Genomic DNA, 21,362 nt, shown 5'->3' on the forward strand with positions numbered 1-21,362 from the left:
CGCGACGCGCGCCGATCGATAGGATCGCCCCATGCCAGACCCCGTTCCGCTCGACCTGTGCCTGCAGGTCAACGGCGCGCCGCGCCAGCTTTCGCTCGACCCGCGCACCACGCTGCTGGATGCGCTGCGCGACCACCTGCACCTGACCGGCAGCAAGAAGGGCTGCGACCACGGCCAGTGCGGCGCCTGCACGGTGCTGGTGAATGGCCGCCGCATCAATGCCTGCCTGTCGCTGGCCGTGATGCATGACGGCGACGCCATCACCACCATCGAGGGCCTCGGCACGCCGGATGCGCTGCACCCGATGCAGGCCGCCTTCATACGGCATGACGGCTACCAATGCGGCTATTGCACGCCGGGCCAGATCTGCTCCTCCGTCGCCGTGCTGGAGGAGATCGCCGCCGGCATACCGAGCCACGTCACCGGGGACCTGACCGCGGAGGCGACCTTCACGGCCGAGGAGGTGCGGGAACGGATGAGCGGCAATATCTGCCGCTGCGGCGCCTATTCCAACATTCTCGACGCCATCACCGAGGTGGCGGGCGCATGAGGGCCTTCACCTATGAGCGCGCCGCGACGCCGCAGGACGCGGCCGCGGCGCTGGCCGGCCACCCGCAGGCCCGCTTCATCGCCGGCGGCACCAACCTGCTGGACCTGATGAAGCTGCAGATCGAGGCGCCGACGCATCTGGTGGATGTGAACCACCTCGGCCTCGACCGCATCGAGCCGACGCCGGAAGGCGGCCTGCGGATCGGCGCGCTGGTGCGGAATACGGACCTGGCGGCGGATGCGCGGGTGCGGCGGGATTATGCGGTGCTGTCCCGCGCGCTGCTAGCCGGCGCCTCCGGCCAGCTTCGCAACAAGGCGACCACGGCGGGCAATCTGCTGCAACGCACGCGCTGCCCGTATTTCTACGACACCGACCAACCCTGCAACAAACGCCAGCCCGGCAGCGGCTGCGGCGCCCTGCAGGGCTATTCGCGCCAGCTTGCCGTGATCGGCGGCAGCGAATCCTGCATCGCCACCCACCCCTCCGACATGGCGGTGGCGATGCGGGCGCTGGATGCGGTGGTGGAGACGATCCGCGCCGATGGCAGCGCACGCGCCATCCCGATCGCCGATTTTCACCTGCTGCCCGGCGACACGCCGCATCTGGAGACGGTGCTGGAGCAGGGCGAGCTGATCACCGCCGTCACCCTGCCGCCGCCGGTCGGCGGGCGGCAGGTGTATCGGAAGGTGCGCGACCGCGCCTCCTACGCCTTCGCGCTGATCTCGGTGGCCGCGGTGCTGCAGCCGGATGGCACGGGGCGCGTGGCGCTGGGCGGCGTGGCGCCGAAGCCCTGGCGGGTGGCGGCGGCTGACGCCGCGCTGCCGCAGGGCGCGCAGGCGGTGGCATCCGCGCTGCTACAAGGCGCGGCGCCGCGGCCGGACAATGCCTTCAAGCTATTGCTGGCGGAACGCACCCTTGCCGCGGTGCTGGCGGAAGGAAGGGCCTGAGCCATGAAGTTCGACACCGCCGCCACCACCAACCCGATCGACCGCCTGCGCATCATCGGCCAGCCGGCGGACCGCATCGATGGCAGGCTCAAGACCACCGGCACCGCGCCCTATGCATACGAACGCCAGGACATCCCGGGCGACATGGCGCATGCCTATGTGGTCGTCGCCGGCATCGCCAAGGGCCGCATCGGCGCCATGACGCTGGAGGATGCGCAGGCCGCCCCCGGCGTGCTCGCCATCGTCACCGCCGCCAATGCGGGGGAGCTCGGCCAGGGCAAGATGAACACGGCCCGGCTGCTCGGCGGGCCGCATGTGGAGCACTACCACCAGGCCATCGCCGTGGTCGTGGCCGAGAGCTTCGAACAGGCGCGGGAGGCCGCGCAGGCGATCCGCGTAACCTGGCTGCCCGAGGAAGGTAATTACGACCTGGCCGCCGCCCGCACCGCCATGGGCGATGCGGGGCAGGAGGATGATACGCGCGTCGGCGATTTCGAAGCCGGCTTCGCCAGCGCACCGGTGCAGCTCGATGCCACCTACACCACGCCGGACCAGACCCATGCGATGATGGAGCCGCATGCGACCATCGCCGCCTGGGATGGCGGCAGCCTGACGGTCTGGTGCTCGAACCAGATGGTCGCCTGGACCCGTGGCGACCTGGCCCTCACGCTGGGGCTGGAGAAGGAGAAGGTGCGGCTGGTCTCGCCCTATGTCGGCGGCGGCTTCGGCGGCAAGCTGTTCCTGCGGGCCGATACCGTGCTGGCGGCCCTTGCTGCCCGCGCCACCGGGCGGCCCGTGAAGCTGGCCCTGCCTCGGCCACTGATCGCCAACAACACGACCCACCGCCCCGCCACCATCCAGCGCATCCGCATCGGCGCGGGGCGTGACGGGCGGATCGCCGCGATTGCGCATGAAAGCTGGTCCGGCAACCTGAAGGGCGGTGACCCGGAAACCGCGGTGGACCAGACCAAGCTGCTCTATGCCGGCGCCCACCGCCTGACCGGCCTGCGGTTGGCCGAGCTGGACCTGCCGGAGGGCAATTCCATGCGCGCCCCCGGCGAGGCGCCCGGCATGATGGCGCTGGAGATCGCGATGGATGAGATGGCGGAGAAGCTGGGCATGGACCCGGTGGAATTCCGCATCCTGAACGACACCCAGGTCGATCCCGCCGATCCGTCCCGCCCCTTCTCCCAGCGCCAGCTTGTCGAATGCCTGCGCCGGGGTGCCGAGCGTTTCGGCTGGTCGCGCCGCCAGGCGCGGCCCGGCCAGGTGCGGGAGGGTAGCTGGCTGGTCGGATTCGGCATGGCGGCCGGGTTCCGCAACAACCTGCAGACCAAATCCGCCGCGCGGGTGCGGCTGGATGGCGATGGCGGCGTGATCGTCGAGACCGACATGACCGATATCGGCACCGGCAGCTACACCATCCTCGCCCAGACCGCGGCGGAGATGATGGGCGTTGCGCTGGACCGGGTGGCGGTGCGGCTGGGCGATTCGGATTTCCCGGCCTCGGCCGGATCAGGCGGCCAATGGGGCGCCAACAACTCCACCGCCGGCGTCTATGCCGCCTGCGTGAAGCTGCGGGAGGCGGTGGCCCAGGCGCTCGGCTTCAACGCCAGCGATGCGGTGTTCGAGGATGGCGAGGTCCGCCTCGGCAACCGCGCCGTCCCCTTGGCGGAGGCCGGGGCACTGTCGGCGGAGGATCGCATCGAATACGGCGACCTCGCCAAGCGCTACCAGCAATCCACCTTCGCCGGCCATTTCGTGGAGGTCGCGGTGGATGCCGCGACCGGGGAGGTGCGGGTGCGGCGCATGCTGGCGGTGTGTGCCGCCGGGCGCATCCTCAACCCGAAGACCGCGCGCAGCCAGGTGATCGGCGCCATGACCATGGGCGTCGGCGCTGCGCTGATGGAGGAGCTGGCGGTGGACACAAGCCGCGGCTTCTTCGTGAACCACGATCTGGCGGGCTACGAGGTGCCGGTGCATGCCGACATCCCGCACCAGGAGGTGATCTTCCTGGACGAGACGGACCCCCTCTCCTCCCCCATGAAGGCGAAGGGGGTGGGGGAGCTGGGGCTGTGCGGCGTCGGCGCGGCGGTGGCGAATGCCGTCTACAACGCGACGGGCGTGCGGGTGCGGGACTATCCGGTCACGCTGGACAAGCATCTGGCGAGGCTGCCGGCGGTGGCGTGAGAGGAGCGGGAGCGGGCGGGCGGTCCCCCCTCACCCAACCCTCTCCCCCCTGTGGGTGGAGAGGGCTTTCGGGCGGTTGGCTACGCCAGCGCCGCCGCCACCACGGGCGCAAGCCCGGCGAATTCGGCGGAGCGCGGGCTGCGTGGCCGCCAGGCCAACGCCAGCATCCGCCCCGGCGCGGCGGCGCCATCCAGCCGGCGGACCTCCACCGGGCTGTCGCCCAGCACACCGCCATCGATGGCAAGCTGCGGCAGCAGCGTGACGCCCAGATTGCCGGCCACCATCTGCACCAGCGTGTGCAGGCTGGTGGCGGCGAAGCCTTCATCGCCGGAATTGGCCAAGCCGCGCGGCAGGCCGCAGGCGGCCTCGGCATGGGCGCGCAGGCAGTGGCCATCCTCCAGCAGCAGCAGGCGTTCCCCGGCCAGGGCGGCCACCGGGACCGAATCGCGGTTGGCCAGATGGTGGCCGCGCGGCAGGGCGACGCGGAACGGGTCCTCCGCCAGCGGCAGAGTCTCCATGGTGCCGGCCGCCGGCAGCGCCAGCAGCAGCAGGTCCAGCCGCCCGGCCTCCAGCCCCGCCACCAGGCGTTCCGTCAGATCCTCCCGCAGCCACAGCCGCAGGCGCGGATAGGCGGCGCGCAAGGCGGGCATCAGGCGGGGCAGCAGGAAGGGGCCGATGGTGGGGATCACGCCGAGGCGTAGCGGACCCGAATGCGGGTCCCGCGCCATCGCCGCGGTTTCCGCCACCGCCTCCAGTGCGGCCAGCGCCGTACGGGCGCGGGCCACCAGTTCCAGGCCGAGCGGCGTGAAGACCGGCCGCTTCACCGCCGTGCCGCGTTCCAGCAGGGCGGCCGCCAATTGCCGTTCCAGCGCGATCAGCCCGGCCGAGAGGGTGGATTGCGTGACCGCGCAGGCCGCCGCCGCCCGGCCGAAATGGCCATGGTCGGCGAGCGCGACCAGGTAGCGGAGCTGTTGCGGGCTGGGCAGGAGCATGATCGATAGAACCGATTGAAACCTGGAAAACTATTCATTGGCACGCTTTGCTGCACTGCGCCATATCACGGCTGTGGCGGCGCAAGCCGTGACGATATCCCGCGAAAATCCTCCCCAGGAGATCACCGCATGCTGACCGTTGGCGACAAGTTCCCGGCCTTCAAGCTCACCGCCGTCAAGGGTGGCAAGGAAGGCCTGCTCGGCCCGGGCAAGTCCTTCACCGAGATCACGGAGACGACGGATTCCGGCAAGTGGAAGGTCGTGTTCTTCTGGCCGAAGGACTTCACCTTCATCTGCCCGACCGAAATCGCCGCCTTCGGCAAGCTGAACGGCGAGTTCGCCGACCGTGACACCGTGCTGTACGGCGCCTCCACGGACAGCGAGTTCGTGCACCTGAACTGGCGCGTCTACAACGAGGACATCCGCAACCTCGAGATCCCGATGCTCGCCGACACCAAGCGCGAGCTGTCCGAGGCGCTCGGCATCCTCGACAAGAACGAGGGCGTGCCGCTGCGCGCGACCTTCATCGTCGATCCGGAGGGCACGATCCAGTGGGCCGCCGTGAACGGCCTGAACGTCGGCCGCAACCCGCAGGAAGTGCTGCGCGTGCTCGACGCCTTGCAGACGGATGAGCTGTGCCCCTGCAACTGGGAGAAGGGCAAGGATGTCCTGAAGCCGCAGGAACTGTTCGAAAAGGCGGCTTGATTTTGTCGTTCACGCAGCCAGCCGCCACACCAACCCTGGCTGCATGAACGAACGGGGGGCAATCAGCCCCCCGTAAGCCCCCCGATCTCCCTCGCCTGCGGCGCGGGAGATATTCGTCGCGCCAGATGCAAGGTTCCTTCCCATGTCCCTCGAAGCCATCCGCGCCCGCCTGCCCGAATACGCCAAGGACCTGAAGCTGAACCTCGGTTCGCTGGCTTCCGAGCCGGTGCTGAACCAGCAGCAGCGCGCCGGCACCTTCGTCGCCTCCGCCATCGCCAGCCGCAATGCGGAGCTGACCGCCGCGATGGTCGCCGAATTCGGCGCACAGCTTTCGCCTGAGGCGCTGACCGCCGCCAAGGCCGCGGCCGCCATCATGGGCATGAACAACGTCTACTATCGCTTCACCCACCTGGTCGGCGGCGACTACGCGAGCATGCCGGCGAAGCTGCGCATGAACGTCATGGCCAAGCCGGGCGTGGACAAGGTGGATTTCGAGCTGTGGTCGCTCGCCGTCTCGGCCATCAATGGCTGCGGCATGTGCATGGAAAGCCATGAGAAGATCGTGCTGCATGGCGGGCTGACCAAGGAACAGGTGCAGGCCTCCGTCCGCATCGCCGCCGTGGTGCACGCCACCGCCGCGACGCTGGACGCCGAGGATGCGGTGGCCGGCGAGATCCGCGCCGCCGCCTGAACCCGGCATGCGGCGGCGCCCGAATTGGGCGCCGGCCGTATACGGTTTCGCAATACCCGCGCCGCTAGGATGCGGCGATGGCTCATCCCCGCTCCCTCGGCGATCGCGAGAGATTCGTCGCTTTCGCCTTCGCCGCGGCGGATCTGCTGGTGGAAGTCGGCAGCGACGGCCGCATCGGCTTCGCGGCCGGCGCCTTCCGCGCGCGGCTCGGCCAGACGCCCGAGAGCTTCATCGGCACCGACCCGATCCGCCTGATCGCGCCGGAAGACCGCGCCGCCTTCGCCACCGCACTCGCACTGCTGCCCGGCCGGGGGCGCCTGGCGCCCACCGCCTTCCGGCTGGCGGATGTCGAGCACACGCCCTTCTCCGTCTCCGGCCTGCACATGCTGTCGGCCGAGACCCAGGCGCGGCTCTGCCTGTGCTTCTCCCCCCTGCCCGCGCCGCCCGACCTGCGCCCCGCCGATGGCCCCGCTTTGCTGCGGGAAGCCGAGCAGCGCCTGCGCGCCGGCCATGCGGATCGGCTGGCCTTGATCGACCTGGGCACCGCCCGCGCCTCCGCCACCGAGATGCTGGAGCGGGCGCTGCGGGAGGAGGCGGGTCCGGAAGCCCTGGCCGCCGAACTCGCCCCCGGCCGCTACGGCCTGCTGCCCGGGGAAGGCCAGTCGCTGCCTGAGCTCGGCCCGCTGGCCCGGCGGCTGGAGGATCTGCTGGGCACCGAGGCCGGCAGCGTCGCCATCACCACCATCTCCCTGGCCGGTGGCGGGCTGACACCGGCCCAGGCCGCCCGCGCCCTGCGCTACGGGCTGGGCACTTTCGTCCGCCTCGGCGCGGCGGGGCTGCGAAATGCCGGCTTCGAGGATGGGCTGTCCGGCGTGGTGGCGAAGGTGACGGAACGCGCCGGCGTGCTGCGGCGGATCATCGCCGCGCGCCAGTTCCGCCTGGATTTCCAGCCGATCGTCCACCTCGCCACCCGCCGCCTGCATCACCATGAGGCGCTGCTGCGGCTGGAGCCGGGAGTGCTGGCGCCTGGCGAGGGGCCGCAGGAGTTCGTCTCCCTCGCCGAGACGATCGGGCTGACGGAGGAGCTGGACCTGGCGGTCGCCACCATGGCGATCGCCGCCGCCAATGCGGTGCCGGATGGGCAGCACCTCGCCTTCAACATCTCCGGCCTCTCGGCGCAGTCGGTCGGCTTCCGGCGGCGCCTGCATGCGCTGCTGAACCGGGACCCGCGCGGCGCAAGGCGGGTGATGGTGGAGCTGACCGAATCGGCCGAGATCGAGGATGAGGATGCCGCCGCCCTCACGCTGCGCGGCCTCCGCGCCCGCGGCGTGCCGATCTGCATCGATGATTTCGGCGCCGGCGCGGCCGCCTTCCGCTACCTCAAATCCTTCCCCGCCGACTACGTGAAGGTCGATGGCAGCTACGTGCAGGCGGCGCTGACCAGCGACCGCGACCGGAGCTTCGTCGCCGCCATGGTGGACCTGTCCCTCGCGGTCGGCGCGCAGGTGGTCGCGGAGCGGATCGAGACGGAGGAAGCGGCCCTGGCGATGCAGGAACTCGGCGTGCATTACGGCCAGGGCTGGCTGTTCGGGAAGCCGGGGCCGCTATAGGCGGGCGGCCAGCCAAGGCGGGCGAGCGGCCCGTGGCGCATCGTTTCCCATGACCCGCGCGCTTGGCGCTGCCATCATCGGCCCATGCGGGCCGGAGCGCCCTGCCCGCGCTGCACGGAAGGACGCGCATGACCCCGGACCAGAACAAGCAGCTCATTCGCGGATTCATCGACCAGGTCATCAACCAGGGGCACCTGGACGCAGCGGGCGACTATATGGCGGAGGATGTGGTTGAGCTGGAGCCCTTCCCGGGACAGCAACCCGGCCTTGCCGGCGTGAAGGAGGTGGTGCAGGGCATGCGAAGCGCATTCCGGGACATGCACTGGACCGTGGAGGAGCAGATCGCCGAGGGCGACAAGGTGCTCACACGCTTCACCTGGACCGGCACGCACGAAGCTTCGTTCTTCGGGGTGCCGGCGACGCACCGCAAGGTCTCGGTGGGCGGCATGGTGATCGACCGGATCGAGGCGGGGAAGGTGCAGGACACGCGCATCCAGATGGACGTCTTCGGGTTGATGCGGCAACTCGGCGCCTGAACGGCCGGCCGGCCCGGCCCCGCCGGATCATTCGTTGTTGGTGTAGCCGGGCGCCAGGCGGTTCGCATCCGGCACCCCGGCCGGCGGGCCGCTCGGCGCGGCGCCACAGGCGGTGAGGCCGAGCGCGAGGCTGAGACAGGCGGCAAGGCAGGCGGCACGGATCATGCGGGCATCTCCTGGATGCCCTTCAAACCGCCCGGAAGCATCGGAGTTCGTTACCCGCCGTAGCCGGCCACGCGCGGCAGCCACAGCGCGATATCCGGAAAGGCGATCAGCATGGCCGTGCCGAAGGCCAGCATCAGCATGTAGGGCAGGATGGAGCGGTTCACCTCGGCCAGCGGCGCCCCGGTGATCGCCTTGATGACCACCAGGTTCAGCGCGACGGGCGGCGAGATCAGCGCCATCTCCAGGCTCAGCGTCAGCAGGATGCCGTACCAGACCTTGTCGATGTCCAGCACGCCGAGCAGCGGCAGGATCGCCGGCATGGTCAGCAGGATGATGGAGAAACTCTCCAGCACCAGGCCCAGCAGGAACAGCAGCACCATCATCGCGATCAGGAAGCCGGTACGCGACAGGCCGAAATCGGCGACAAGCTGCGTCAGCTCCTGCGGCACCCGCAGCTTGGTCAGCATGTAGCCGTAGATGGCGGCGCCCGCGATGATCAGCAGCAGCATGGCGGAGGTCCGCGTCGCCTCCTGCACCCCATGCACCATGTCCCGCCAGGTCAGCGTGCGGTAGATCAGCGCCGCGATCAGCAGGGCATAGATGGTGCCGGTGCCGGCCGCCTCGGTCGCGGTGAAGATGCCGAGATAGATGCCGCCGAGCACGAAGATCGGCAGCGAAAGCGACCAGCCGGCGCGGGCGAGCGCCAGGTGCACCGCCTCCGGCACCGGCTCATCCTTCGGCACCACGGCGCGGCCTTCCGTGATGAAGCAATAGGCTGCGAACATCAGCGCCATCAGCAGCCCGGGGATCAGCCCCGCCAGGAACAGCGCGGCGACGGAGGTTTCCGTCACATAGGCATAGAGCACCATGGGTGCGGAGGGCGGGATCAGGATGCCGAGCGTGCCGCCACCCGCCACCACGCCGAAGGCACCGCGGCGGGACATGCCGTAGCGCAGCATCTGCGGGATCGCGATCTTGCCGATGGTCAGCGCGGTGGCGACGGAGCTGCCGCTGATCGCGGCGAAGATGGTGCAGGCCGCGACGGTCGCGATGCCGACGCCGCCACGCACCCGCCGCAGCAGGGCGAAGGCGGCGTTGTAGAGGTCGTCCACCACCTTCCCGCGCACCATGATGTGCGCCATCAGCATGAACAGCGGGATCGCCACCAGCAGGTAGCCGTCCAGCTTGCCGATCACCATTTCGCCCAGCGCCGGGACGGCGCCCTCGACGTAGAACAGCACCGCCAGCGGCAGCAGGAACAGCGCCGCGAACATCGGCATGCCAAGCCAGAGAAGGGCGATCAGCGCGCCCAGCAGCAGGAAGAAGGTCACGCGCGCTCTACTCCGCCCGGGCGAGCGGGTCGCGCGGCATTTCGTCGCCGGTCTCGGCCGGCAGGTATTCGGGCTCCACGCCCAGCAGCAGCAGCAGGGACTGGCAGGCGGCGACCAGCAGCAGCAGGGCGGCGCCTACCGGCAGCATGGCCTGGATCCACCAGGCGGGCACGCCTTCGAGGTCGGTCATCATCCCGACCATCCGGCTGAACTCCACCATCTCGATCCCGGCATCCAGCAGCAGCGCCGCCACCACGGCGACGGAGAGCGTGCCGACCAGGTGCACCACGCGGACCAGCCGCGGGCCGAGCTTCTCGCGGGCGATATCGACGCCGATATGCTCGAAGCGGCGCTGCGCCTCGGCCGAGGCCAGCATCACCACGCCCACCACCAGCCAGCCGGCCACCTTGTCGGTCCATGGCTCCGGCTGGCCGAGCAGGTAGCGCATGCCGACGGCGTAGCCGACCAGTGCCACGCAGCACAGGGTCAGCACGCCGCCCAGCGCGCCGGCGAAGCGCGCCACATAGCCGACGGCGCGCTCCAGCCCCCGCATCTCAGGCGGTCGGGATGGTGCGGAGGAGTTCGACGGCGCGCGGGCCGCCCTCCGGCGCCAGGCGGTTGAAGGCGGTGATCACGGGCGGCTGCATGGCGGCCTGCCAGGTGGCCGTCTCCGCCGCGGTCTGCTCATGGATGGTCATGCCGCGCTCGCGCAGCGTGGTGACGGCGGAAGCGGCGGTCGCCTCCGTCACATCCATCTGGTCCTGCTCCGCCTTGCGCGCCGCGGCCTCGATCGCCGTGCGATGCGCCGGCGCCAGGCCGTTGAACCAGCGCGGGTTCACATAGACATGGCTGATGACAGAGAAATACGGCGCCACGGTGCCGAACTTCTGGATCTCGTAGTAGCGGCGCGACACGGCGGCGGAGACGTCCGTCAGCCCCGCATCCAGCACGCCCGACTGCAGCGCCTGGGACACTTCCGGCCCCGGCATGGCAGACGGCGCGGCGCCGACGGCGGACAGCGCGTGGTCGGTCAGCGCGTTCAGGCCGCGGATCTTCATGCCCTGGAAATCGGCCAGGTTGATGATCGGCTTGCGGTTGGAGGTGAAGATGCTCTGCCGGGTGGTGTAGAGCCACATCAGGTTGACCACGGCGCGGCGCGCCAGCAGGCCCTCCAGGAACTTCGCGGCCTCGCTGCCGGGGAAGCGGCGGATGCGGGCGATATCGGTGAACAGGTAGGGGATGGTCGGCGCGTTCATCTCCGGGATGGTCGTGCCCCATTGGAAATTCACCGCCGCCGCCGCCTCGAAGGCGCCGCGGGCGACGCCGGGGAAGTTTTCGCCGGCCTTGGCGAGCTGTTCCGCCGGGAAGACCTGCACCTCGACCTGGCCGTTGCTGCGCGCCTTCACATCCTCGGCGAAGGCCGCGATAACACGGGCATTGTGGTGCGACGGCGGAAACTGGTGCGACAGGCGCATGGTGGTGGCGGCCTGCGCCGAGGCCAGGCGCGGCAGGGCCGGCATGGCGAGGGCGGCGGCGAGCAGGTGGCGGCGGCGCATGGCGATGGAATCCCCCGATGATTTGGCCGTGTGGCGATGGGCGGCGGACCATGGCCGCAGAGCGTTGCACGGGTCAACCATCCACGCTCACGGATCTGCAATGCAGGGGAATTGCGAGGCAGGTGACGTTGCTGGGCCGGTCTTCCGGCGCCGGCTTCATCGACGCGGACGCCCGAAAGCGTGGCGATGAAGGGAGGCTGGATGGTGGGCGCGACAGGGATTGAACCTGTGACCCCCGCCGTGTCAAGGCGATGCTCTCCCGCTGAGCTACGCGCCCATCCAGCGAGCGCTGCAGATAGCCAAGCGCGGCCCCGGGCGCAACCCCGCTGCACGCGGTTCGGCGAAGATGATGTGGGGATGACAATGCGCCCCTCGCTGTGGCTTGATCACGCCACCGATGGACCTGCCTCTTCCCGCCACCACCCTGCCGCCGGAGCTGCCCCCCTTCGAGGTGGCGCGGCCGGAACGGCAGAGCGTGCCCCTCGTCTTCGCCTCGCCGCATAGCGGCGCGCATTACAGCGCCGCCTTCCTGGCGGAGGCGCGGCTGGATTCCACTGCGCTGCGGCGCAGCGAGGACAGCTTCGTCGATGAATTGTTCGCCGCCGCCCCCGCCCATGGCGCGCCACTGCTGCGGGCAACCTTCCCGCGGGTTTTCTGCGATGCGAACCGGGAGCCCTGGGAACTGGACCCCGGCATGTTCGACGGCCCGCTGCCGGCCTGGGTGAACAGCGCCAGCCCGCGAGTCGGCGCGGGGCTTGGCACCATCGCCCGCGTGGTCGCCAGCGGCGAGCCGGTCTATCGCCATAAGCTGCCCTTCGCCGAAGCCGAGCTGCGGGTGCGGCGCTACTGGCAGCCCTATCATGAGGCACTCGCCGGGCTGATCGCGGAGACGCGCGCGACCTTCGGCTACTGCCTGCTGATCGACTGCCATTCCATGCCGGCGCATCCGGCGCATGGCGCTAACCCGGCCGATTTCGTGTTGGGGGACGCGCATGGCACCGCCTGCGCCCCGCGCGCGACGCGGCTGGTGGAGGAGACGCTGAGCGGCATGGGCTACCGCACCCGGCGCAACGATCCCTATGCCGGCGGCTACATCACGCGCCATTACGGCCGGCCGCGGGACGGCGTGCATGCGCTGCAGATCGAGATTGCGCGCAGCCTGTACATGAACGAGGCGCGGGTGGAACGGGCACCGGGGATGCAGCCACTGACCCGCGATATCAGCCGGCTGATCGCGGTACTGGCACGGGCGGATTGGAGCAGCCTGCGCTAACCTCGCCCGCCGGACGCAACGCGGGGCTGCCCGCCGGGCAGAAGGCGGGCCGGAACCTGGACGCGCAGCCTCCGGACAAAAAAAAGGCGGTCCCTTGCGGGACCGCCGAGTTTAGGGAGGAAACGTCCAAGAAAGACAGACAACCCGGCAACGCCGTGTTGCTGCGATGCACAATCTAGCGTCCGGCCCACCCGCTCGCAAGGGGTTTTTTGCAGCGCAGCATGGTCGGAATGTTGCGGTGCAGCTATGCAGAAAACGCATGATTTCGGGCGCCTCCCCTCGCTCAGGCGGCGCGGACGGTGGCCAGGAATTCCGCCACCTGCCCGCGCAGTCGCACCGCCTGGCCGGACAGGCCGCTCGCCTCATCCAGCAGCCCATGCGCGGAACGTCCCGCCTCATCCGCCGCACCCGCCACGCCGCCGATATGCCCCACCACCTCCGTGGTGCCCTGCGCCGCCCGCTGCACGTTGCGGGCGATGTCGCGGGTCGCGTTGCCCTGTTCCTCCACGGCCGCGGCGATGCTCGTGGCGATCTCCGCCATCTCGCCGATCACCTGGCCGATGCCGCGGATCGCGGCCACCGAATCCGCCGTGGCGGACTGGATCTCGGTGACCTTGGCGCCAATCTCCCCGGTGGCGCGCGCGGTCTGCGCGGCCAGGTTCTTCACCTCCGCCGCCACCACCGCGAAGCCCTTGCCCGCCTCGCCGGCCCGCGCCGCCTCGATCGTCGCGTTCAGCGCCAGCAAGTTGGTGCGGGCGGCGATGTCGGAGATCAGCCGCACCACGTCGCCGATCTGGTTGGCCGCGGATGAAAGCCCCTGCACCCGCCCATCCGTCGCCTGCGCCTCCGCCACCGCGCGGCTGGCAATGGCGGAGGAATTGACCACCTGCCGGGATATCTCGTTGACGCTGGCGGCGAGTTCCTCGGTCGCCGCGGCGACGGTCTGGACGTTCGCGCTGGCATCCTGGGTGGCGCTGCTGGCCGCGCCGGCCTTGGCGCTGGACCGCTCGGCGAAGCTCGACAGGCCCTCGGCCGAATTCTCCATGCGCGCGGCAGCGGCGGCGACTTCCTCGATGATGCTGCCGATCTCGGCCTGGAAGTCATTCGCCAGCTTCTGCCGGGCGGCGTGGCGCGCGGCTTCGGCCGCTTCCTCCGCCTGCCGCTGCTCCGCCTCAAGCCGCCGCACGGCGATGGCGTTGTCCTTGAACACCTGCACCGCGCGGGCCATCGCGCCAATCTCGCCGCCCCGGTCACGGCCGGGAATCTCGGTGTCCAGCCTTCCATCGGCCAGGTCGGACATGGCGCGGGTCATCCGGTCGATCGGCCCGGCGATGGCGCGGCCAAGCAGGGTCGCCAGCACCAGCACCAGCGCCAGCACGCCCAGCGCCAGCCCGGCGAGCCAGGTGCCTTCGCGCGTCGTCTCCGCTTCCGCGGCGCTGAGGTCCAGCAGGATTTCCGCCACCGCGACGGTGGCGCCCATCGAGCTGCGGAGCGGCTTGAGCAGCACCATCACCGGCCGCCCATCCAGCCGGGCTTCCCGCGCGGCGGGCGCTTCGGTCAGCGCGGCACGCAGCGCGGCATCCTCCGCCATGCGCTGGAAGCCTTGCGTGGCACCCAGGGTGACGATGGCATCCGGCCGCACCGAATGCACGGCGATGCCCAGGCCCGTCGCCTCCCGGATGCGGTTCAGCTGGGTGGCGTTGAAGACCGTGGCCACGTTCAGCACACCCACGACCCGCCCCGCCTGCAGCACGGGCACGATGGCGGCGACGCCGGTGCCGCTCGGAAGCTGCTCGATTCCGCCACCCTCCCGATTGCCTTCCATGGCGGCGATGATGTCGCGGCGACGGGTGGAGACATCGTCGTTGAAGCTGTTCGGCGAATGGGCCCTCGCCAGCGCCACGCCCGGCGGCACGATGACCGAGATGTTGGTGGCGTCGCCGTTCAGGCGCAGCGCTTCGAAGGGCGGGGCGAAGGCGGCGAGCATGGCCTGCCGATCCTTCGCCGCGGCCGCTGCCTGCACCTGGGGCAGCGCCGCCAGGGCACGCGCCAGGCTGAGCTGGCGCTGCTGCTCATCCGCCAGCGCCCGATCCAACGTACCCTCACCTTCCGCCAGCGCCTCCGCCACCGCAGCGGCGTGCCGGTCCTGCATGGCCCACCAGGACCAGCCGGACAGGGTCAGGCAGGCGAACAGCGCGGCCGCGGCGAAGCTGGCGGCGAGTTGCAGGCGGATACTGTCGAAACGTTTCATGAGGCGGCCTTCCGGGAGCTTTCCCGGGAGACTACAGGCGAAGGACTGACGGCCTGTGAATCGCGGCCCGGTCCCGGGCCGGATCACAGGCCCGGTCCCCTAGGCCCGGTCCCCAGGCCCGGTCCCCCAGGCCCGGTCCCCAGGCCCGGTCCCCAGGCCATGCCCTATGCCGGCCCGAACTCCGCCCGGATCGCCGCGCTGTGTTCGCCCAGCGCCGGCACCGGGCCATAGCTGCGCGGCGGGCCGGCCAGGCGCGCCGCCGGCGCCGCCACCGGAACCGGCCCACCGGGCGTCTCCACCACCAGGCGCCGCAGCGCCGGATGGCTTGCCAGTTCCGCCACGCCATTGACGAAGCCATAGGCGATGCCCGCCAGGTTCAGCCGCGCGGCGGCCTCGTCCCGGGTCATCGTGGCGAAGGTCCGGCCGACATGGGCATCGACCGCGGGGCGGTTGGCCACGCGTTCATTATTGCTGCGCCAGCCTGGCTCCGCCGGCAGTCCGGGCTGGTTCAGGAAGCCGCCGCAGAAGGCGGCCCATTCGCGCTCGTTCTGGATCGAGATGAGCACCAGCGCGCCATCGGAAGTGGCAAAGGCGCCGTAGGGGCAGATCGAGGGATGCGCCAGGCCAACCCGCGCCGGCGCCTTCCCGGTGCCCTCGTAGTACAGCAGTGGCACGTTCATCCAATCCGCCATGCCGTCGAACAGCGACACGGCGATGCCGGTGCCCTGGCCGGTGATGGACCGCGCGATCAGCGCCTCCAGCACCGCCGCATGGGCGTTCATGCCGCAGGCGATATCCACCACGGAAACGCCGACCCGCCCTGGCCCGGCCGGATGCCCGGTGATGGAGGCCAGCCCCGATTCCGCCTGCACCAGCAGGTCGTAGGCCTTCATCGCGGCGTAGTCGCCTTCCTCGCCGTAGCCGGAGATATCGACGGTGATCAGCCGCGGATGCCTCGCCCGCAGCTCGGCGCTGCCGAAGCCGGCACGACCCATGGCGCCGGGGGCGAGGTTCTGGATGAACACATCCGCCTTCGCCAGGATGCGCGCCAGCAGCGCCTTGTCCTCGGCCTGCTTGATGTCCAGCACCAGGGATTCCTTGCCCCGGTTCAGCCAGACGAAATAGCTGGACTGGCCGGCGGCGGCGGTGTCGTAGCCACGCGCGAAATCGCCCTCGGCGCGTTCGATCTTGATGACGCGCGCGCCGGCATCGGCGAGCTTCACGGAACAGGTGGGCGCGGCCACCGCCTGTTCCATGGCGACGACGAGAAGGCCTTCGAGCGGGCGCATCAATAGCTCCGTGGCATGCCCAGCACGTGTTCGCCGATATAGCTCAGGATCAGGTTCGTGCTGATCGGCGCCACCTGGTACAGCCGCGTCTCGCGGAATTTCCGCTCGATGTCGTATTCCTCGGCGAAGCCGAAGCCGCCATGGGTGTTGATGCAGGCCTCGCCGGCGGCCCAGGACGCCTCGGCGGCGAGCATCTTACCCATGTTCGCCTCCTCGCCGCAGTTCTCGCCGCGCTCGAACTTGGCCAGGCCCTTCTGCACGATGGCCTCCGCCGCGCGCATCTGGGCATAGGCCTTGGCGATCGGGAATTGCACGCCCTGGTTCTGGCCGATCGGCCGGCCGAACAGCACGCGTTCCTTGGCATAGGCGGCGGAGCGCGCGGTGAACCACTTGGCGTCGCCGATGCATTCGGCGGCGATCAGCAGGCGCTCGGCATTCATGCCGTCCAGGATGTAGCGGAAGCCCTTGCCCTCGGTGCCGAGCAGGTTCTCCGCCGGGACTTCCATGTTGTCGAAGAAGACCTCGCAGGAATTGTGGTTCATCATCGTACGGATCGGGCGAATGGTCAGGCCCTTGGCGGTCCGCATGTCGACGATGAAGGTGGACAGGCCCTCGGTCTTCTTCGCCACCTGGTCGCGCGGCGTGGTGCGGGCCAGCAGCAGCATCAGGTCGGAATGCTCGGCCCGGCTGGTCCAGATCTTCTGGCCGTTGATGATGTACTTGTCGCCCTCGCGCCGGGCGGTGGTGCGCAGCGCGGTGGTGTCCGTGCCGCTGGTCGGCTCCGTCACGCCGAAGGCCTGCAGGCGCAGCTTCCCGGCCGCGATCTCGGGCAGGTACTGCGCCTTCTGCGCCGGGCTGCCATGCCGCAGGATGGTGCCCATGATGTACATCTGCGCGTGGCAGGCGGCGCCGTTGCAGCCGCTGGCCTGGATCTCCTCCAGGATCGCCGCCGCACCGGACAAGGGCAGGCCGGCGCCGCCGAATTCCTCGGGGATCAGCGCGGCCAGGTAGCCGCTTTCCGTCAGCGCCTGGACGAATTCCGTGGGGTAGCCGCGGCGCGCATCCATCTCGCGCCAGTATTCGCCGGGGAAGCGGGCGCAGAGCTTCCGCACTTCCTCACGGATCTCGGCATGCGGATCGGCGGCGGGCTGGTGCATGTCCATCGGATGGTTTCTCCCGGAGTTGCCCCCGGGATTACGGCGCAGAACCAGCCAAGTCTACCTGAGCATCGGCACCAGGCTCGCCACCAGCAGCAGCGCCATGGTGACGTTGAAGGCGCGAAGCCGGCCCGGGCTGTACAGCAGCCGGCCGGCGGAGACGCCGATGCCGGCCCAGACCAGCAGGCAGGGCATGGTGATGGCCAGGAAGACCAGGGAGATGGCCAGCACCTGCGGCAGCATCGGCTCCCCCGGCCGGGTGAAGGCGGGCACCACGGCGGCGGCGATCATCCAGGCCTTGGGGTTCACCCATTGGAACAGCGCGCCGCCGACGAAGCCCAGCGGCGGCCGGGCCGGGCCGGCCTGCGGCGGGGGCGCGGTGGCGATCTTCCAGGCGAGCCACAGCAGCCAGGCCGCGCCGGCCCAGCGCAGCACCTCATGCAGCATGCGGCTGGCCAGCAGCGGCCCCGCCAGGCCCAGCCCGACCAGCAGGATCATGCCGCCGAAGCCCACAGTGATTCCCAGCATGTGCGGCAGCACGCGCCGCAGCCCATGGCCGGCGGCGGCGGCGGCCACCATCAGCACATTCGGCCCCGGCGTGACCGAGGAAGCGATGGCGAAACCAAGGAGCGGCAACCAGTCCATGTGCGGATCGTGACAGCAATGCTGACCTGGTAAAAGCTCAGTTGGCGGAGAGTGCCATGCCGATGGCGATGCCCTGCACCTCCAGCCCATCATGCCGCAGTTCCGCCGTCGCGGTCAGCACCTGGTCATCGCCGCGGCGGGCGCGGAAGCGACAGGTTTCCACCGCCCCCGCCTCGGTCTGGCCGCCGCAGGTGAAGCCCATGCGCTGCAATTGCGCGTAGAGCGGCCCGAGGCTGCTGCCCGGCGCATGGGCCGCCAGCAGGTCCCGCTCCAGTTGCTGCGCCCCGACCCGGGGGCCGGCCTTGATGTAGGGGGTCATCTCGAAGGGCGCGGTCCAGCCGCCGGCGAAGAACTGCGCGCCGACAACCAGCGCGCCCAGCATCAGCCCCGCCGTGATCAGCGCATTGCGCGCGGTGCGCGACTTCGGCGCGGGCTGCTGGCCCGGGCCGGGCGGCGCCGGATCGTTGGCCGGCGCCGGCTGGTACCAGGCGCGCGGCCGAATGATGACCGGTTCAGGCGCGATGGCGCGTCACCAGCCGGCCCGGCTTTTCGCCGGTGGCCCCGCCCTGTTCGCCGAACCCGGCGCGGAAGGTGGGCACGCCATTGGCCCAGACTTCCTCGATGCCGATGGAGGGCAAGGTCGGCGTCTCGAAGGTCGCGGCGTCGATCACCGTGGCGGGGTCGAACAGCACGAGATCGGCATAGGCGCCTTCCACCAGCGTGCCGCGATCGACGATGCCATAGGCCTCCGCGCAGCGCCCGGTCATCTTGTGCACGGCCGTCTCCAGCGAGAACAGGCCGACATCGCGCACGTAATGCCCCAGCACGCGCGGGAAGGTGCCCCACAGGCGGGGATGCGGGTGGGCGTCATGCGGGATGCCGTCGCTGCCGATCATGGACAGCGGATGCGCCATGATCCGGCGCACATCCTCCTCATCCATCTGGAAGCTGATCTGGCCGGCCGGCGTCAGGCGCTCCGCCGCCGCCTTGATGTCGCTGTTCCAGCCGCGGGCGATGTCGTGCAGGTACTTGCCGGCCATCTCCGGATGCGGGACGGACCAGGTGATCATCACCTTCACGTCGTCCCGCAGGCGATCCGGCATCAGCACGGTGGAGCCGGCCGGATAGGGATAGACGTCGTAGGCCACCTCCTGCGTCCGGGCATATTCGGCGATCAGCGGCAGGGTCTGGGTGGAGCGGCCGAAATTCTCCGGCAGCGAGCATTTGTGGTGGCTGATCTGCACCGCGACGCCGGCATTCTTGCCGATCTTCATCGTCTCCTCGATCGAGGCGAGGATGCGGTCCGCCTCGTCGCGCATATGGGTGGAATAGAGGCCGCCGGTGGTGCGCAGCGCCTCCGCCACCGCGATGACTTCCTCCGTCGTCGCATGCTTGTTGGGGTCGTAGTACAGGCCGGTGGAGAAGCCGGAGGCGCCTTCCGCCAGCGCCTGCTTCAGGCGCTGGTGCATGTGGTGGATCTCGCGGTCATTCGCCGGGCGGGACACATCCCCATCCATGGCTTCCACGCGCATCGTCTGGTGGCCGACCAGGGCGTAGGTGTTGACCTCGCTGCCCTGCTTGCGCAGCGCCTCGGCGTAATCGCCGAAATCGCCGAAGCGCCACCAGCCCTCGGCGCCGATCAGGTCCAGCGGCGGCGGCGGCATGCGCTTGAAGCGGGCCGGCGACAGGCTGACGCCGCAGCAGCCGACCACCACCGTGGTGACGCCCTGGCTGGTCTTGCAGGTGGTGCATTGCGGGCCGCAGAGCACTGCGCGGTCGTCATGGGTATGGGCGTCGATGAAACCGGGGGCCACAACCCGGCCCTTGGCCATCACCTCCCGATCCGCGCTGGCGCCGCCGAGGTCGCCGATGGCGGCGATGCGGTCGCCCTTCACGCCGATGTCACCGGTGCGCCGCGGGCCGCCGGTGCCGTCGATCAGGGTGGCATCGCGGATGATGAGGTCGCAGCGGAGCGCCATGCGCGGGTTCCTTCAGGTCTCTGGGCGGTCTCAGGCAGGCTTCAATCGGACTTCAGGCCTGGGCCGATCATGCCAAGCCGTGCGGCTGCGCGAAAGGGAGCCAGGGCGGTCGCGAGGCGTTCCTACCGCATGACCCAGAAAAAGCTTCCCACCGGCGCCGGCGAACGCATGAACAGCGCCGACCCATCCAGCAAGGACACCGCCGCCAAGGTCCAGCGGGGCGGCACGACCCGGAACCCGGACGCGAAGGTGCCCTCGGACCTTTATCCCGACCCGCCAGGGGTGACGGACCAGACCAAGGGCGCGCCGGACGACTAAGGAAAAATCCGTCCGGACGGATCGTGCGATCGACCAGCTAGGCTTCGAGGAAGGCCGGCAGGATCTCCTCCACCAGCAGGGCATGGCGCGTCTGCACCTGGCCGCTGCGGCGCGGCACGTCCGGGTCCGAGATCATCACCACGGTCAGCCCAAGCTCCGGCAGGATGTAGAGCATCTGGCCGCCATAGCCCCAGGCATAGAGCACCTGCTGGCCCCGCGCCTCCGCGATCCACCAGCCCAGGCCATAGGATTGGCCGGACCAGGGAGATCGCGCCTGAGGAACCCAGGCCTCGCGCAGGAAGGCCTCGGGGATGATCTGGCGGCCCTCATGCCGGCCGCCCTGGCGGCAGCATTCGCCGAAGGCCAGCAAAGCGCGGGGCGAGAGCGCCATCTGGTTGCCGCCGAAATGCAGCCCCTGCGGGTCCCGCGCCCAATCGCCCACGCGATGGCCGAGCGGCTCGAACAGCCAATCCTGCGCCAGGTCGCGCAGGCTGCGGCCGCTGGCCCGCGCCAGGGCGGCGCCGAGGATGTGGGAGGTGCCGGTGGAATACAGCATCGCCCCGCCCGGCCGGTCCACCATCGGCCGGCCCAGCGCATCCCGCACCCAGTCGCGGCTGGCGACCCAGGCGCCGTAATTGGCGCCGGAGGTGCGCTCCAGCCCCGCCCGCATGGATAGCAGGTGGCGCAGCGTGATCTGCCGCACCGCCGGATCCGCATCCGGCGGGATGCGCCCGGCGAGCAGCGGCGCGACGGTCTGGTCCAGGTCGCGCAACACGCCACGCTCCAGCGCGATGCCGGCCAGCATGGCCAGGATGGTCTTGGAGGCCGATTTGATATTGGCCGGCCGATCCAGCCCGCCGCCGGCGAAGGCGCGTTCCGCCAGCGGCGTGCCGTTCTGCGCCACGATCAGGCTGCGCAGGCCGGGGGTGGTGGCGGCGCGGGCGAGGCCCTGGGCCAGGCGCGTGGCCTGGGCGCGCGCCGGCGTCGGGCTGGCCAGCAGCGGGGCGGTCAGCAGCAAAGCGGCGCCGAGCGCGGCGCGACGTCGGATCAGGATCATCCCGCTGATCTGGGCCGCGAGGCGCCGGCCCCAAGGCCCGGGCGGCGGCCGGTTACACCTTGAAAAGGCTACGGAACCGCAACGGGCTCCGCGGATGCGACACCCCGCCCGGGATGTCGC

At 70.3% G+C, this 21,362-nt stretch carries 21 protein-coding genes and 1 tRNA gene; 9 read left to right on the forward strand and 13 right to left on the reverse strand.

Going from position 1 to position 21,362, the window contains the following annotated elements; translation table 11 throughout:
- Window positions 1-31 precede the first annotated feature (31 nt).
- Genes paoA through paoC form a run of 3 tightly spaced genes read left to right on the forward strand, consistent with a single transcriptional unit; the run spans window position 32 to window position 3,687 of the window.
- Window positions 32-550: an aldehyde dehydrogenase iron-sulfur subunit PaoA gene (gene paoA / locus HB662_RS14115; protein ID WP_168050454.1), complete on the forward strand. Its 519-nt coding sequence runs from the start codon at window positions 32-34 to the stop codon at window positions 548-550.
- Window positions 547-1,497 carry an FAD binding domain-containing protein gene (locus HB662_RS14120; RefSeq protein ID WP_168050455.1) on the forward strand — a complete coding sequence of 317 codons (951 nt, stop codon included), beginning with the start codon at window positions 547-549 and terminating at the stop codon, window positions 1,495-1,497. Before paoA ends, HB662_RS14120 begins: the two co-directional genes overlap by 4 nt.
- A 3-nt stretch (window positions 1,498-1,500) precedes the next feature.
- Window positions 1,501-3,687 carry an aldehyde oxidoreductase molybdenum-binding subunit PaoC gene (gene paoC / locus HB662_RS14125; protein WP_168050456.1) on the forward strand — a complete coding sequence of 729 codons (2,187 nt, stop codon included), beginning with the start codon at window positions 1,501-1,503 and terminating at the stop codon, window positions 3,685-3,687.
- An 80-nt stretch (window positions 3,688-3,767) separates the two neighbouring features.
- Here paoC and HB662_RS14130 read toward each other — a convergent pair whose 3' ends face one another.
- Entirely contained in the window at window positions 3,768-4,682 is a 915-nt protein-coding gene (locus HB662_RS14130) for a LysR substrate-binding domain-containing protein (RefSeq protein ID WP_168050864.1), read from the reverse strand.
- A 126-nt stretch (window positions 4,683-4,808) separates the two neighbouring features.
- Here HB662_RS14130 and HB662_RS14135 point away from each other — a divergent pair, with 126 nt between their 5' ends.
- The 4 genes from HB662_RS14135 (at window position 4,809) to HB662_RS14150 (ending at window position 8,221) form a co-directional block, all read left to right on the forward strand.
- Window positions 4,809-5,384 (forward strand): peroxiredoxin, encoded by a 576-nt coding sequence (locus HB662_RS14135; protein ID WP_168050457.1) that lies wholly within the window; start codon window positions 4,809-4,811, stop codon window positions 5,382-5,384.
- 142 nt (window positions 5,385-5,526) lie between these two features.
- The gene (locus tag HB662_RS14140; protein ID WP_168050458.1) at window positions 5,527-6,075 is read left to right on the forward strand and encodes a carboxymuconolactone decarboxylase family protein; all 549 of its coding nucleotides are present in this window, start codon (window positions 5,527-5,529) and stop codon (window positions 6,073-6,075) included.
- A 77-nt stretch (window positions 6,076-6,152) separates the two neighbouring features.
- On the forward strand, window positions 6,153-7,685 hold the full coding sequence (locus HB662_RS14145) for an EAL domain-containing protein (protein ID WP_168050459.1): 1,533 nt from the start codon (window positions 6,153-6,155) through the stop codon (window positions 7,683-7,685).
- Window positions 7,686-7,813: 128 nt separating this feature from the next.
- Complete coding sequence (locus tag HB662_RS14150) at window positions 7,814-8,221, forward strand: ester cyclase (protein ID WP_168050460.1); 408 nt, start codon at window positions 7,814-7,816, stop codon at window positions 8,219-8,221.
- A gap of 27 nt (window positions 8,222-8,248) precedes the next feature.
- Here the strand turns inward: HB662_RS14150 and HB662_RS14155 are convergent, their stop codons facing one another.
- From HB662_RS14155 to HB662_RS14175, 5 genes are all read right to left on the reverse strand, one after another.
- The gene (locus HB662_RS14155) at window positions 8,249-8,386 is read right to left on the reverse strand and encodes a hypothetical protein (RefSeq protein WP_168050461.1); all 138 of its coding nucleotides are present in this window, start codon (window positions 8,384-8,386) and stop codon (window positions 8,249-8,251) included.
- A 50-nt stretch (window positions 8,387-8,436) separates the two neighbouring features.
- The gene (locus HB662_RS14160; protein ID WP_168050462.1) at window positions 8,437-9,717 is read right to left on the reverse strand and encodes a TRAP transporter large permease subunit; all 1,281 of its coding nucleotides are present in this window, start codon (window positions 9,715-9,717) and stop codon (window positions 8,437-8,439) included.
- A gap of 7 nt (window positions 9,718-9,724) precedes the next feature.
- Entirely contained in the window at window positions 9,725-10,270 is a 546-nt protein-coding gene (locus HB662_RS14165; RefSeq protein WP_168050463.1) for a TRAP transporter small permease, read from the reverse strand.
- Between the two features lies 1 nt (window position 10,271).
- A complete protein-coding gene (dctP, locus tag HB662_RS14170; RefSeq protein ID WP_245185643.1) occupies window positions 10,272-11,273 on the reverse strand; it encodes a TRAP transporter substrate-binding protein DctP in 1,002 nt (333 codons plus the stop codon).
- Between the two features lie 202 nt (window positions 11,274-11,475).
- Window positions 11,476-11,550 (reverse strand) — tRNA-Val (locus tag HB662_RS14175).
- A gap of 120 nt (window positions 11,551-11,670) precedes the next feature.
- Between HB662_RS14175 and HB662_RS14180 the strand changes: the two genes are divergently transcribed.
- Window positions 11,671-12,546, forward strand: coding sequence for an N-formylglutamate amidohydrolase (locus HB662_RS14180; RefSeq protein ID WP_168050464.1), 876 nt, complete (start codon window positions 11,671-11,673; stop codon window positions 12,544-12,546).
- Window positions 12,547-12,829: 283 nt separating this feature from the next.
- Here HB662_RS14180 and HB662_RS14185 read toward each other — a convergent pair whose 3' ends face one another.
- The 6 genes from HB662_RS14185 to HB662_RS14210 form a co-directional block, all read right to left on the reverse strand.
- Window positions 12,830-14,797, reverse strand: coding sequence for a methyl-accepting chemotaxis protein (locus HB662_RS14185; RefSeq protein WP_168050465.1), 1,968 nt, complete (start codon window positions 14,795-14,797; stop codon window positions 12,830-12,832).
- 164 nt (window positions 14,798-14,961) lie between these two features.
- Window positions 14,962-16,086 (reverse strand): CaiB/BaiF CoA transferase family protein, encoded by a 1,125-nt coding sequence (locus HB662_RS14190; RefSeq protein ID WP_168050466.1) that lies wholly within the window; start codon window positions 16,084-16,086, stop codon window positions 14,962-14,964.
- Window positions 16,086-17,249, reverse strand: coding sequence for an acyl-CoA dehydrogenase family protein (locus HB662_RS14195; RefSeq protein WP_168050467.1), 1,164 nt, complete (start codon window positions 17,247-17,249; stop codon window positions 16,086-16,088). Before HB662_RS14195 ends, HB662_RS14190 begins: the two co-directional genes overlap by 1 nt.
- A gap of 54 nt (window positions 17,250-17,303) precedes the next feature.
- Complete coding sequence (locus HB662_RS14200; RefSeq protein ID WP_168050468.1) at window positions 17,304-17,888, reverse strand: LysE family translocator; 585 nt, start codon at window positions 17,886-17,888, stop codon at window positions 17,304-17,306.
- 37 nt (window positions 17,889-17,925) lie between these two features.
- Entirely contained in the window at window positions 17,926-18,270 is a 345-nt protein-coding gene (locus tag HB662_RS14205) for a hypothetical protein (RefSeq protein WP_168050469.1), read from the reverse strand.
- Between the two features lie 130 nt (window positions 18,271-18,400).
- Window positions 18,401-19,867 carry an N-acyl-D-amino-acid deacylase family protein gene (locus HB662_RS14210; protein ID WP_168050470.1) on the reverse strand — a complete coding sequence of 489 codons (1,467 nt, stop codon included), beginning with the start codon at window positions 19,865-19,867 and terminating at the stop codon, window positions 18,401-18,403.
- 129 nt (window positions 19,868-19,996) lie between these two features.
- On the opposite strand from HB662_RS14210, the gene HB662_RS14215 reads away from it, so the two are divergent.
- On the forward strand, window positions 19,997-20,185 hold the full coding sequence (locus HB662_RS14215; protein ID WP_168050471.1) for a hypothetical protein: 189 nt from the start codon (window positions 19,997-19,999) through the stop codon (window positions 20,183-20,185).
- Between the two features lie 37 nt (window positions 20,186-20,222).
- Here the strand turns inward: HB662_RS14215 and HB662_RS14220 are convergent, their stop codons facing one another.
- A complete protein-coding gene (locus HB662_RS14220; protein WP_168050472.1) occupies window positions 20,223-21,242 on the reverse strand; it encodes a serine hydrolase domain-containing protein in 1,020 nt (339 codons plus the stop codon).
- Between the last annotated feature and the right edge of the window lie 120 nt (window positions 21,243-21,362).

It is taken from the genome of Falsiroseomonas frigidaquae (assembly GCF_012163145.1).
Taxonomy (GTDB): Bacteria; Pseudomonadota; Alphaproteobacteria; order Acetobacterales; family Acetobacteraceae; genus Falsiroseomonas; species Falsiroseomonas frigidaquae.